The organism is Pseudomonas sp. HP_01 (genome assembly GCF_055284355.1).
Map to the genome: position 1 here is coordinate 125,736 of NZ_JBTOPV010000003.1, position 12,764 is coordinate 138,499.

Consider the following 12,764-nt stretch of genomic DNA (forward strand, 5'->3'; position numbering starts at 1 on the left):
TGTTGCGCAAGGGAATCGGACCAACAGCCTCAGAGCCAATGTCCATGCTCAGCTTTTTTCAAGCGCCCCTGCCTTGAAGATGAATGCCAGGGCGAGCAATGGAGCGTAAGCAATGATCACGCCGAGTGCCCCGTCCAGCCCGAAACGGATGACACACACAGCGACCGGCAACAGCCAGCACAGATTGATTACACCGACTGCGGACGTCACCGGAAGGTGCTTGCCAAAGCGCCGCGAGGCGAATTGATAAGCGTGACTTCTGTGAGCCTCATAGACCTTGTCGCCCCGAACGAGCCGACGGATGAGGGTTACTGTAGCGTCTACGATGAAAACCCCGAGGAGAATAAGCCATACCCACAAGAACTGCGAGGAAATCCACGCGCCCTGCAGTGACAGGCAACCAAGCATGATGCCAAGAAATCCGCTGCCGGCATCGCCCATGAAGATCTTTGCCGGGGGGAAATTCCAGAATAGAAACCCCGCGACTGCGCATGCCAGCAGCACCGGCAACCACACCAGAGTGGCAAAACCGCTCAGGGCGTAGATGATCGCCGCGCCGACGCAGACACAGATCGCCTCTACGCTGGCAATGCCGTCGATGCCGTCCATGAAGTTGTATAGGTTGAGCAGCCAGACGAGGTAGAACGCCGCCAGCACGTTAACGATCAGCCCCGGCGCGAGCGTCATGCCGAACACGCTGATCGCCGGAAGACCACCCAGCCAGAACAACGCCCACGCTGCGGCGAAGAAATGCCCCAGCAAGCGCCAGCGAGCGGCGATGTGGCCGTGATCGTCGAGAAACCCCAGTGCCGCGATCAATGCGCCCGCCCCGAACATGGCCAGGAACGGGTCGCGCCCTATCAGCCCTGCAGAAATCATCCAGACCAGCGCAGCCAGGTAACTGATGACAATCGCCACACCGCCGCCACGTGGCGTCGGAATCGTATGGGAGCTTCTGCCGTTGGGAATATCGAGCAGGCTCTTATGCAGCGCATACCGGCGCAATAAATGCGTCAGCGCAAATGAAAACACCACAACAGCAACCGCGACCCACCAATAATTCATGCTTGATCCGTAACCAGAAAATGCTCGACGGTCTTCTTCAGGCCGTCCTCTACCGACACCGGGGGCTGCCACTGCAACCGTTCGCGGTTTTTGCTGATATCCACGCGCAGCGATCCCAACACCCGCTCGGCCGCCGATTTGCGGCCCAACAACGTGGCACCGAGCATGATAAGGGATTCGGGGACGGGAATAAGCCAACCCGATGCACGCATCTGCGCCTTGAGCCGGCTGGCCAGTTCGGTCGTCGACAGGTCCCGGCCATCGCTGACCAGAAAGACCTGGTTCGCGGCGGCAGGATGATCGATGCAGACGCGGATCAGGTCGATCAGGTTGTCCAGCGAGACCAGGCTGCGCGCATTGTTCACTGAACCGAGCGGTAACGGCACGCCTTTGCGCAACGTGCGCATCAGTTGCAGGAAGTTCGCTTTGACGCCGGGCCCGTAAACCAGCACCGGGCGGATGATCACCACTTCCATCGCACAGGTCTTCGCCAGCGCCAGAAGGCCCTGTTCTGCTTCGTGCTTGGAAACGGCGTAGGGATCGCTCGGATTGGGGGCGTCGTCCGCACGAAAGCATTCGCCCCGCGCGGTGGACTCGCCGTTGACCTTGATCGTGCTGATGAAGATGAAACGCCGGACGCCTGCTGCGGCGGCCTGCTCGGCCAGATTCAGCGTGCCGAGGGTGTTGACCTCCCGGTACAGCGAAAGTGGGTCAGCCGCGGTGTCGTGCATGACATGCACCCGCGCTGCGGCGTGAACGACCGTATCGACGTCGTGCAACACTGCCTGCCATGGGGTGTCGGCAGTCAGCCCGGCAACAGTGGTTGTCGTGACGGTTGGAGAAGAATGGGGCATTGCCTGTCGGCTTACCGCGACAATGTCCGCGTCAGGCAGGTGTGCAAGGTGGTCAACCAGCGCTGTCCCTAAAAATCCCGAACTCCCTGTCACCAGGATTTTTCTGGTCATATCCCATCCATGCACTTAAGAATTCGTCGTCAATCAAGACGGCCGCTGTGAGGCAGCGGCGCCATTGTAGACGATTGGCTTGCGGCACTGCCATTCAGTCAGCAGAACCGCGCGCCCAGTGCATCACTTGCCGTTGATCAGCGCTTCGATCTCTTTGACCTTGGCTTCTACCAGGGCTGGATCACGACGGCTCTCGACGTTCAGACGCAGCAAGGGCTCAGTGTTCGAGCCACGCAGGTTGAAGCGCCATTCGGCGAACTCGAGGCTGATGCCGTCGGTCCTGTCGATGTTCGAGCAAGACGGCGTGTAGTGCTCCAGGATCTTGGCGATGATGGATTTGACGTCGTCGACCTTGTAGTTGATTTCGCCACTGCACGGGTAGGCCGCCATGCGCTCATCGACCAGCTGCGAGAACTTCTTGCCGGAGACGGACATCAGTGCAGCGACCAGCAGCCACGGGATCATGCCGCTGTCGCAGTAGGCAAAATCGCGGAAGTAGTGGTGAGCACTCATCTCGCCGCCATACACGGCGTCTTCCAGGCGCATGCGCTCCTTGATGAACGCGTGGCCGGTTTTGCACAGCACCGGCGTACCGCCTGCCTGCTCGACCTGATCGATGGTGTTCCAGGTCAGGCGCGGGTCGTGAATGATTTTCGAGCCCGGGTGTTGCTTGAGCAGCATCTCTGCCAGCAGGCCCACCAGGTAGTAACCCTCGACAAAACGGCCTTGCTCGTCAAAGAAGAAGCAGCGATCGAAATCGCCGTCCCAGGCCAGGCCCAGGTCGCAACCGTGCTTGAGCAGCGCGTCGCGGGTGATGCTGCGGTTTTCCGGCAGCAGCGGGTTCGGCACGCCGTTAGGGAAGTTGCCATCCGGCTCAGCGTTGATGATTACCCACTCGAACGGCAGCTGGGAGCGGATCGCTTCGAGAGCTGGACCGACAGCGCCATTGCCCGGGTCAGCGAGGATCTTCAGTGGACGAAGATCGGCGTCTTTGACGTAGGTCAGCAGGTGCTGAATGTAGGCAGTCTTGTCCGGCTTGGACTCAACGCTACCGTGCTGAGCGGCAACCTGACCGAAATCGCCCGCATCGACGCGCTGGCGGATGGCATCAAGGCCAGTGTCACCGCTGATGGGACGGGACGACTTCTGGACCAGCTTCATGCCGTTATAACCCTTCGGGTTATGACTGGCCGTGACCATCACGCCGCCGTCTGCTTCGTAGTGACTGGTGGCGAAGTAGACTTCTTCAGTGCCGCACAGACCAATGTCGATGACATCCGCGCCGGCTTCCTGAATGCCTTTGATCAACGCTTGAGCCAAGGCCGGGCTTTCGAGACGCATGTCTCGGCCCACCACGATATTTTTGGCACCCAGTTCAACCACCATGGACCGCCCGATGCGGTACGCGATGTCGTCGTCAAGGTCATTTGGCACCTGGCCACGGATGTCGTAAGCCTTGAAACAGCGAGTCTGAAGAGCGGGATAGTCGGAATTCATGTGTAAAAACCTATGCGACGAAAAAAAACCCGAAGGTTCCTCTGTTCAGTAGAAGCAGCTCGAATGGCGAACTGCACGCAACCCTCGCGCCTGAAAGCTTGAGGCGTGGGTTAGGCATTGAAAAAGGAGATTAGTTATAGGTGCGCTTGTAATTATCTTCAACGCAAGCGTTGAGGTGTCTGGCGCGCGGGGATTCTATCAGGGCAGACGTGACGCTTTGGGCTTCCTGCGCAGACGCGCGACGGAAACCAGGAGCGGGCCTAACAACATGCCCACCAGCAGTGCAAAGATCACCGGCACGGCGACAGGCAGCTCGGGCGCATTCCAGCCAAAGAATACCAGCGCAACAGCCTGCTGGTTTTCCAGCACAAATACGACGATCGCCGCTGCGATCAACAGGGCGATAACCAAAAAGATCAGACGCTTCACATTTCGCATGAGAACCCCTCAAAGAGCTATTGGAGCTCATGCTCCTCTTCTTCGTTCACCCGGTCGCGGAGCTCTTTGCCTGGCTTGAAGTGAGGAACGAACTTGCCGTCGAGGCTGACAGACTGACCTGTCTTTGGGTTACGGCCTACACGAGGCGCGCGATAGTGCAGGGAAAAGCTGCCGAAGCCGCGTATTTCAATACGGTCGCCCGTCGCAAGGCACTGCGACATCTGCTCAAGCATGGTCTTGATGGCCAGCTCCACATCTTTGGATGAGAGCAAGCCTTGATGGGTGACAATTCGTTCGATCAACTCCGACTTCGTCATATTTTTCCCTTCTTTTTCAAGCAGCTAGGTAAAGCGCTTGGAAGGTTTTAGCATGACCTGAAGCATTTGAACAGAGTATGTCCAGACTTAAATGAGCCGGGCTTGAAGATTGTCAACAGGGCATTGGCCGAAGGCGCCGCAAAAATACCCGCCCACAAAAAAGGGCGACCGAAGTCGCCCTTTTTCAATGGTCAGACAGAACTCAGTTCTGTTTTTCCATTTGAGCACGCAGCAGGTCACCCAGAGTGGTAGGACCAGTGCTTTCAGCGGTTTCAGGCTTGCTACGCAGGCTCTGAATCGCTTCTTTCTCGTCTTCAACGTCTTTCGACTTGATGGACAAGCTGATCACGCGGCTCTTGCGGTCAACGCTGATGATCTTGGCTTCGATCTCTTCGCCTTCTTTCAGAACGTTACGCGCGTCTTCAACGCGGTCACGGCTGATTTCGGAGGCTTTGAGGGTCGCTTCGATGTCGTCGGCCAGAGTGATGATGGCGCCTTTGGCGTCAACTTCTTTAACGATACCGCGAACGATAGCGCCTTTGTCATTGACAGTGACGTACTCGGAGAACGGATCGCTTTCCAGCTGCTTGATACCCAGCGAGATGCGCTCACGCTCTGGATCAACCGACAGGATCACGGTGTCAAGCTCGTCGCCCTTCTTGAAACGACGTACGGCTTCTTCGCCCACTTCGTTCCAGGAAATGTCGGACAGGTGAACCAGGCCGTCGATGCCGCCGTCCAGACCAATGAAGATACCGAAATCGGTGATCGACTTGATGGTGCCGGAGATCTTGTCGCCCTTGTTGAACTGGCCAGAGAAATCTTCCCATGGGTTAGATTTGCACTGTTTGATGCCGAGGGAGATACGACGACGCTCTTCGTCGATGTCCAGAACCATGACTTCCACTTCGTCGCCAACCTGAACGACTTTGGACGGGTGGATGTTCTTGTTGGTCCAGTCCATTTCGGAAACGTGTACCAGGCCTTCCACGCCTTCTTCCAGCTCTGCGAAGCAGCCGTAGTCGGTCAGGTTGGTAACACGCGCGGTAACGCGAGTGCCTTCCGGGTAACGAGCCTTGATAGCAACCCATGGATCTTCACCCAGTTGCTTCAGACCCAGGGAAACACGATTGCGCTCGCGATCGTACTTCAGGACCTTTACATCGATCTCATCGCCAACGTTGACGATTTCCGATGGATGCTTGATACGCTTCCAGGCCATGTCGGTGATGTGCAGCAGGCCATCGACGCCACCCAGATCGACGAATGCGCCGTAATCGGTGAGGTTCTTGACGATACCCTTGACCTGCTGGCCTTCCTGGAGCGATTCCAGCAGAGCTTCGCGCTCGGCGCTGTTTTCGGCTTCCAGGACACTGCGACGGGAAACGACAACGTTGTTGCGCTTCTGGTCCAGCTTGATGACCTTGAATTCCAGCTCTTTGCCTTCCAGGTGCGTGGTGTCGCGCACTGGACGGACGTCAACCAGAGAACCTGGCAGGAACGCACGGATGCCGTTAACGTCGACTGTGAAGCCGCCTTTAACCTTACCGTTGATAACGCCCTTGACCACTTCCTCAGCTGCGAAAGCCGCTTCCAGAACGATCCAGCACTCAGCACGCTTGGCTTTTTCGCGGGACAGCTTGGTTTCGCCAAAGCCGTCTTCGACCGCGTCCAGCGCAACGTGGACTTCATCGCCGATCTTGATGGTCAGCTCGCCAGCGTCGTTGTGAAACTGCTCCAGCGGGATGAGGCCTTCGGACTTCAGACCAGCGTGAACGGTGACCCAACCAGCCTGGTAATCGATATCGACGATGATCGCGGTGATGATCGAACCGGCCTGAAGGTTAAGAGTCTTTAGGCTTTCTTCGAAAAGTTCAGCAAAGCTTTCGCTCATTTTAATTCCTGTTGATAAGGGCGAAGAATACGCCCATCTGCCACGCTCCAGACAACGTGGGTTTCGTTCATATGAAAGAAAGCCTGCGGGACTATGACTGGTCTCCCACATGGCTTTCTGGTCATCCGGCGAGATCGCGGAGTGCGACTTCACTCAGGATGCGTTCAAGCACCTGCTCGATGGACAATTCGGTGGAATCCAGCTGAATGGCGTCATGCGCCGGCTTGAGCGGGGCTACCGCTCGCTGGGTGTCGCGCTCGTCGCGGACACGGATCTCATCTAGCAGACTCGGCAGACTAACATCGTCACCCTTGGCCTTCAACTGCAAATATCGCCGACGGGCACGCTCGTCGACGCTGGCCGTCAGAAAAATCTTCAATGGCGCGCCAGGAAAGACCACCGTGCCCATGTCGCGGCCGTCGGCGATCAGGCCCGGAAACTCCTGAAACGCCCGCTGGCGCTGCAGCAGTGCCTCGCGAACCGCCGGCAACGACGCCACCTGCGACGCGCCACTGCCGACATGCTCATTGCGGATGGCCAGCGTCACGTCCTCCCCTTCCAGAATAATGCGCTGACCATGGTCGTCGGTCGCTGCCATGAACTGCACGTCCAGATGCGCAGCCAACAGCTTCAATGCTTCCTCATTGGTCAGGTCGACGCCATGGTTGACGGCCGCGAAGGCCAACAGCCGATACAGCGCACCAGAATCCAGCAGGGACCAGCCCAGACGTTTGGCCAGCTTGCCGGCCACCGTGCCCTTCCCTGAACCGCTGGGTCCGTCGATCGTAATGACCGGAGCTTGAACTTTCACGATTGCCCCTCTTGCGTTACACGAATACCCACCTGAGCACACAGCGTCAGGAAACTGGGAAATGAAGTCGCCACATTGGCGCAGTCCCGGATGTGGATCGGGCTGGCCGCGCGCAGCGACGCGATACTGAATGCCATGGCGATGCGGTGATCACCCTGCGCATCGATTTCACCACCGCTGACGGTTCCACCATCAATAATGATGCCATCTGCGGTCGATTCAACGTTTATGCCGAGCGTCGCCAGACCGTCGGCCATGGCGAGAAGGCGGTCGGATTCCCTGGCGCGCAAGGCCCCAGCGCCCTGAAGCACCGTCCGCCCTTCGGCGCACGCGGCAGCGATGAAGAGCGCCGGTAACTCATCCATGGCCAGCGGCACAAGCGCCTGGGGGATGTCGATACCCTTGAGCCAAGCATGGCGCACGTGCAGATCAGCCACCGGCTCACCGCCCGCGTCGCGTGGGTTGTGCAGCGTGATGTCCGCGCCCATCAACCGCAGGATATCGATAACGCCCGAGCGCGTCGGATTGACACCCACGCCTTCGAGAATCAGATCGGAGCCCTCGGCGATGGAGGCTGCCACCAGGAAGAACGCCGCCGAAGATATATCGGCGGGTACTTCGATGGGTGCGGCCTTGAGCTCAATCCCTGACTGCAACGCGACTGTCGCGTCATCAGCGGAAACCGAATGACCAAACCCTTGCAGCATGCGCTCGGTGTGGTCCCGGGTCGGCGCTGGCTCATACACCATCGTTGTGCCATTTGCGTAAAGACCGGCGAGCAACAGCGCGGATTTCACCTGAGCGCTGGGCAACGGCATGTCGTAGCGGATCGCCTGAAGACCCTGCCCGCCGCGAAGGGTCAGCGGCGGCCGGCCGTCTTCTGCGGTTTCGATCACCGCGCCCATCTGGCGCAGCGGCTCGACGACACTCGTCATCGATCGCCGGGACAGCGAGGCGTCGCCGGTCAGCACGCTGTCAAAGCGCTGCGCAGCCAACACGCCACAGAGCAGGCGCATCGACGTGCCCGAGTTACCGAGATAAAGAGGCCCCGGCGCAGGTTTAAGCCCGTTGAGCCCGACGCCGTGAATCGTCACTCGACCGTGGTGCGGCCCTTCGATGACCACGCCCATGTCGCGGAACGCCTGCAGCGTCGCCAGCGCGTCTTCACTTTCGAGAAAACCTTCGACAACGCTGGTGCCTTGGGCCAGGGACCCGAGCATGATCGCCCGGTGGGAAATCGACTTGTCACCCGGCACGCGAACCCGCCCTCGGACAACGCCGCCAGGCTTCGCAATAAATGTCAGGTCGGCGCACGCTGCTTTTTCAACGTATGCACGACGGGCGAGGATCTTGCCGAAATGCTCACGGGCGACCCGTGCGCGGGTGAACACGCCGAGCAGTTGATGGCCATCGCCTGCGTCCACGGCGTCGCGCAGCGCATCGAGGTCGCTGCGGAAGGTGTCGAGGGTGCGCAGCACCGCCTCGCGATTCGCCAGGAAGATGTCATGCCACATCACCGGATCACTGCCGGCGATGCGCGTGAAGTCGCGGAAGCCGCCCGCCGCATAACGGAAGATGTCGAGGTTTTCGTTGCGTTTGGCCAGCGAATCCACCAGACCGAACGCCAGGAGGTGCGGCAGATGGCTGGTCGCCGCCAGCACTTCATCGTGGCGCTCGACCTGCATATGCTCGACATCCGCGCCCAAAGCCGACCAGAGACGGTCGACCAGCGCCAACGCCAACGGATCGGTTTCGGCCAGCGGCGTGAGGATGACTTTGTGCCGCTTGAACAGCTCGGCGTTGGAGGCTTCCACCCCGCTCTGCTCGGAGCCGGCAATCGGATGGCCGGGCACGAAGCGCGCCGGCATTACGCCGAACGCTTCACGCGCTGCGCGGACCACATTGCCCTTGGCGCTGCCGACGTCGGTCAGCACGGCATTGCCCAGGTCCAGCCCAGCCAGCACGCCGAGGAGTTTTTCCATGGCCAGGATCGGCACGGCCAACTGAATGACGTCGGCCCCCACGCAGGCGGCAGCGAGATTGTCTTCACAGCGATCCACCACGCCCAGTTCCACGGCAAGCGTGCGCGATTGCGGGTCGAGATCGACGCCCACGACTTCGCGGCACAGGCCACTTTCCTTCAAACCTTTGGCGAACGATCCTCCGATCAATCCAAGGCCGACCACCACCAGGCGGCCGATCATAGGCGCAGCGGGTTGCAGCGACGTGACATCAACCACGCGCCAGAACCTTGCTCAACGCCTCGAGAAAACGACTGTTTTCGCCCGGCAGACCGATGCTCACCCGCAGGTGATCGGGCATGCCGTAACCACCGATCGGGCGAACGATCACGCCTTCGCGCAACAGCCCGTCGTAAACCGACGCCGCCTCGCGGCCCAGGTCAACGGCGATGAAGTTGGCTTTGGAGGGAATCCAGTTCAGACCCATCTGGGCAAGCCCTTCCTCGAGCTGCTGCATGCCGGCTTCATTGAGCTGACGGCTTCGCGCAACATAGTCAGCGTCATCCAGCGCAGCGCAGGCGGCGGCCAGCGCGAGGCTGTTGACGTTGAACGGCTGACGCACGCGGTTCAGCACGTCGGCGACAACCTTCGAGGACAACGCATAGCCGACCCGCAGCGACGCCAGGCCATAGGCCTTGGAGAACGTCCGCGACACCAGCAGGTTTGGATAAGCACTCAGGAAGTTGAGCCCGTCAGGCAGATCGGCGCCTTCGGCGTATTCAATGTAGGCCTCGTCCAGCACAACCAGCACGTCCTGAGGCACCTGTGCGAGGAAATCCGCCAAGGCGCCTGGCCCGAACCAGGTCCCGGTGGGGTTGTTCGGGTTGGCGATGAAGACGACCCGGGTATTGCTGTCGATGGCGGCGAGCATGGCCGGCAGGTCGTGCCCCCAATCCTTTGCCCTGGCGACGTGAGCAGTGGCGCCCACGGCCTGGGTGACGATCGGATAGATCGCGAACGCATGTTCGCTGAACACTGCATTGAGCCCCGGCGCCAGATAGGCACGGGCGACGATTTCCAGAATGTCATTGGAGCCGTTGCCCAGCGTCACTTGCTCGGGCTGCACGCCGCAAGCCTGCGACAGCCGTTGCTTGAGCTCGAAACCGTTGCCATCGGGGTAGCGGGTCAATTCCGCCAGTGCGTCTTTGATCGCCTTCAACGCCTTGGGGCTGGCGCCCATCGGGTTTTCGTTGCTCGCCAGCTTGATGATGCGCGCCGGATCGATATCCAGCTCACGCGCCAGTTCGTCCACCGGCTTGCCGGGAACGTAAGGCGATAGTTTTTGCACGCCGGGCTGTGCCAGCGCGAGGAAGTCGCCACTCATGTACCGCTTTACCTCTTCAGTGAAACCCGTAGGGCTACAAGTCCGGACGCAGGATCAAAGCACTGCTTTCGGATAGGAACCCAACACCTTGAGCGCCACGGCTTCCTGGCTGATCTGTTCGAGAACGGCCTTGATCAGCGGGTCGCGGTGGTGGCCGACGAAATCGATGAAGAACACGTAGGTCCACTTACCGCTTCGCGAGGGACGCGTCTCGATGCGCGTCAGGTCGATACCGTTCTCATGGAAAGGCACCAGCAGTTCATGCAGCGCTCCCGGCTTGTTGCTCATCGACACAATGATCGACGTCTTGTCGTCACCGGTCGGCGGCACTTCCTGATTGCCGATCATGAGGAAACGCGTGGAGTTGTCCGGGCGGTCTTCGATCTTCTCGGCAATCCGCGTCAGGCCATAGAGGCCCGCGGCCATATCACCGGCGATCGCCGCCGAGTTCCACTCGCCCTTGACCCGCTTGGCCGCTTCGGCGTTGCTGGCGACGGCGACGCGCTCGACATTCGGGTAGTGCGCGTCCAGCCACTTGCGGCATTGCGCCAGGGACTGGGCGTGGGAATAGATACGGCTGATGCTGTCGGTCTTGGTGTTCTCGCCCACCAGCAGATGATGGTGAATGCGCAGCTCGACTTCACCGCAGATGACCATGTCATGCTCAAGGAAGCTGTCCAGGGTGTGGTTGACCGCACCTTCGGTGGAGTTTTCCACCGGGACAACGCCGAAGTTCACCGCACCGGCGGCCACTTCACGGAACACTTCGTCGATCGCCGCCATGGGCTTGCTGATCACCGCATGGCCGAAATGCTTCAGCGCGGCAGCTTGGGTAAACGTGCCCTCAGGACCGAGATAAGCGACTTTGAGCGGTTGCTCCAGCGCCAGGCACGAGGACATGATTTCGCGGAACAGCCGCGCCATCTCTTCGTTGCTCAACGGGCCACGGTTACGGTCCATGACACGCCTGAGTACTGCCGCTTCACGCTCGGGGCGATAAAACACCGGAACCTCGCCTGCCGGCAGGTCGGCCATCTTCACCCGCGCCACTTCCTGGGCGCAGCGGGCGCGCTCGCTGATCAGTTCCAGGACCTTTTCGTCCAGGCTATCGATGCGGACCCGCAGGGCCTTGAGCTCTTGTTCAGACATTAGCCGTGTTCCTTCTCGAACTCTGCCATGTACGTGGTCAGGGCGTTGACCGCACTGAGGTCGATGGCATTGTAGATGGACGCGCGCATGCCACCGACCGAGCGGTGGCCTTTGAGGTTGAGCAGGTTGCGCGCTTCGGCACCCGCGAGGAACGGCTTGTCCAGGCGATCATCGGCCAGACGGAACGGCACGTTCATCCACGAGCGGTCGGACGGATTGATCGGGTTGCTGTACAGGCCGCTGGCGTCGATGAAGTCATACAGCGTGCGCTGCTTGAGTTCATTGCGGGTGGCCATGGCTTCGACGCCGCCCTGCTCTTTCAGCCATTCGAAAACCAGACCGGACAGGTACCAGGCCAGTGTGGGCGGCGTGTTGTACATGGAGCCGTTGTCGGCCGCGACCTTGTAGTTGAGCATCGTCGGGCACAGGGAACGCGCCCGACCCAGAAGGTCCTCGCGGATAATCGCCACGACAATGCCGCTCGGGCCGATGTTCTTCTGGGCGCCCGCGAAGATCATGCCAAAACGCGAGACGTCGAGAGGGCGCGAGAGGATGTCCGAAGACATGTCGGCGACCAGCGGCACGTCGCCGGTTTCCGGAATCCAGTTGAATTGCAGACCGCCAATGGTCTCGTTGGGGACGTAGTGAACGTAGGCGGCGTCTTTCGACAGCTTCCACTCACTCTGGCCGGGAATGGCGAAGTAATCGGCGGGTTTTGCGCTGGCGGCCACATTGATGTTGCCGTAGCGCGATGCTTCTTCAATGGCTTTCTGCGACCAGATGCCGGTGTCGATGTAGTCGGCCGTGCCGTTTTCCGGCAGCAGGTTCAATGGAACCTGAGCGAATTGCTGGCTGCCGCCGCCTTGAAGAAACAGCACTTTGTAGTTAGAGGGGATGGACAGCAGGTCGCGAAAATCCTGCTCCGCCTTGGTGGCGATGGAGACGAACTCGTCGCTGCGATGGCTCATTTCCATGACGGACAGGCCTTTGCCATGCCAGTCCAGGAGTTCGGCCTGGGCACGCAGCAGAACAGCTTCAGGGAGCGCGGCAGGACCTGCGCAGAAGTTAAAGGCTCGCTTGCTCATATCCACTCTCGTCGTGTCACTGAATTAATTTGGAACGGGTGAAATGCGGGGAAGTGCGAAACAGGGACTGCATCGTGTCAGAGGAACCTACTCGCGACTGTCGTTACCTCCGATGGCTCCTACAGAGGTTATGCACTCGGTCACCGAGATCGACTGTAGGAGCAATCGGAGCTTGCGACGGTCGCGAAAGCGCGCTGC

11 protein-coding genes are annotated in these 12,764 nt (G+C 59.9%); all 11 read right to left on the bottom strand.

Annotation, left to right across the window (positions count from 1 at the left end):
• Positions 1–48 precede the first annotated feature (48 nt).
• The 11 genes from ACYAR8_RS03925 to serC all read right to left on the bottom strand — a co-directional run bounded on the left by ACYAR8_RS03925 (position 49) and on the right by serC (position 12,566).
• Entirely contained in the window at positions 49–1,065 is a 1,017-nt protein-coding gene (locus ACYAR8_RS03925) for an MraY family glycosyltransferase (protein WP_463579138.1), read from the bottom strand.
• Entirely contained in the window at positions 1,062–2,030 is a 969-nt protein-coding gene (locus ACYAR8_RS03930; RefSeq protein WP_074890882.1) for a UDP-glucose 4-epimerase family protein, read from the bottom strand. The genes ACYAR8_RS03925 and ACYAR8_RS03930 overlap by 4 nt, the downstream gene beginning before the upstream one ends.
• Before the next feature lie 123 nt (positions 2,031–2,153).
• Positions 2,154–3,527, bottom strand: coding sequence for a phosphohexomutase domain-containing protein (locus tag ACYAR8_RS03935; protein ID WP_074890884.1), 1,374 nt, complete (start codon positions 3,525–3,527; stop codon positions 2,154–2,156).
• Positions 3,528–3,725: 198 nt separating this feature from the next.
• Positions 3,726–3,965: a lipopolysaccharide assembly protein LapA domain-containing protein gene (locus ACYAR8_RS03940; protein ID WP_108120423.1), complete on the bottom strand. Its 240-nt coding sequence runs from the start codon at positions 3,963–3,965 to the stop codon at positions 3,726–3,728.
• 17 nt (positions 3,966–3,982) lie between these two features.
• Complete coding sequence (ihfB, locus tag ACYAR8_RS03945) at positions 3,983–4,282, bottom strand: integration host factor subunit beta (RefSeq protein WP_037011901.1); 300 nt, start codon at positions 4,280–4,282, stop codon at positions 3,983–3,985.
• Between the two features lie 202 nt (positions 4,283–4,484).
• Positions 4,485–6,176: a 30S ribosomal protein S1 gene (gene rpsA / locus ACYAR8_RS03950; RefSeq protein ID WP_065992985.1), complete on the bottom strand. Its 1,692-nt coding sequence runs from the start codon at positions 6,174–6,176 to the stop codon at positions 4,485–4,487.
• A gap of 121 nt (positions 6,177–6,297) precedes the next feature.
• A complete protein-coding gene (gene cmk / locus ACYAR8_RS03955; protein ID WP_074890887.1) occupies positions 6,298–6,987 on the bottom strand; it encodes a (d)CMP kinase in 690 nt (229 codons plus the stop codon).
• Complete coding sequence (locus ACYAR8_RS03960) at positions 6,984–9,191, bottom strand: bifunctional prephenate dehydrogenase/3-phosphoshikimate 1-carboxyvinyltransferase (protein ID WP_463579162.1); 2,208 nt, start codon at positions 9,189–9,191, stop codon at positions 6,984–6,986. The genes cmk and ACYAR8_RS03960 overlap by 4 nt, the downstream gene beginning before the upstream one ends.
• A gap of 28 nt (positions 9,192–9,219) precedes the next feature.
• Positions 9,220–10,332 carry a histidinol-phosphate transaminase gene (hisC, locus tag ACYAR8_RS03965; RefSeq protein WP_074890890.1) on the bottom strand — a complete coding sequence of 371 codons (1,113 nt, stop codon included), beginning with the start codon at positions 10,330–10,332 and terminating at the stop codon, positions 9,220–9,222.
• A 54-nt stretch (positions 10,333–10,386) separates the two neighbouring features.
• Complete coding sequence (gene pheA, locus ACYAR8_RS03970; RefSeq protein WP_427688667.1) at positions 10,387–11,481, bottom strand: prephenate dehydratase; 1,095 nt, start codon at positions 11,479–11,481, stop codon at positions 10,387–10,389.
• Complete coding sequence (gene serC, locus ACYAR8_RS03975) at positions 11,481–12,566, bottom strand: 3-phosphoserine/phosphohydroxythreonine transaminase (RefSeq protein WP_463579139.1); 1,086 nt, start codon at positions 12,564–12,566, stop codon at positions 11,481–11,483. The genes pheA and serC overlap by 1 nt, the downstream gene beginning before the upstream one ends.
• Positions 12,567–12,764 lie beyond the last annotated feature (198 nt).

What these genes read in the sequence shown, in the direction of transcription:
- ACYAR8_RS03925 (WP_463579138.1), bottom strand. Translation starts at nt 1,065, where the DNA reads ATGAATTATTGGTGGGTCGCGGTTGCTGTTGTGGTGTTTTCATTTGCG.
- ACYAR8_RS03930 (WP_074890882.1), bottom strand. Translation starts at nt 2,030, where the DNA reads ATGACCAGAAAAATCCTGGTGACAGGGAGTTCGGGATTTTTAGGGACA.
- ACYAR8_RS03935 (WP_074890884.1), bottom strand. Translation starts at nt 3,527, where the DNA reads ATGAATTCCGACTATCCCGCTCTTCAGACTCGCTGTTTCAAGGCTTAC.
- ACYAR8_RS03940 (WP_108120423.1), bottom strand. Translation starts at nt 3,965, where the DNA reads ATGCGAAATGTGAAGCGTCTGATCTTTTTGGTTATCGCCCTGTTGATC.
- ihfB (WP_037011901.1), bottom strand. Translation starts at nt 4,282, where the DNA reads ATGACGAAGTCGGAGTTGATCGAACGAATTGTCACCCATCAAGGCTTG.
- rpsA (WP_065992985.1), bottom strand. Translation starts at nt 6,176, where the DNA reads ATGAGCGAAAGCTTTGCTGAACTTTTCGAAGAAAGCCTAAAGACTCTT.
- ACYAR8_RS03960 (WP_463579162.1), bottom strand. Translation starts at nt 9,191, where the DNA reads ATGATCGGCCGCCTGGTGGTGGTCGGCCTTGGATTGATCGGAGGATCG.
- hisC (WP_074890890.1), bottom strand. Translation starts at nt 10,332, where the DNA reads ATGAGTGGCGACTTCCTCGCGCTGGCACAGCCCGGCGTGCAAAAACTA.
- pheA (WP_427688667.1), bottom strand. Translation starts at nt 11,481, where the DNA reads ATGTCTGAACAAGAGCTCAAGGCCCTGCGGGTCCGCATCGATAGCCTG.
- serC (WP_463579139.1), bottom strand. Translation starts at nt 12,566, where the DNA reads ATGAGCAAGCGAGCCTTTAACTTCTGCGCAGGTCCTGCCGCGCTCCCT.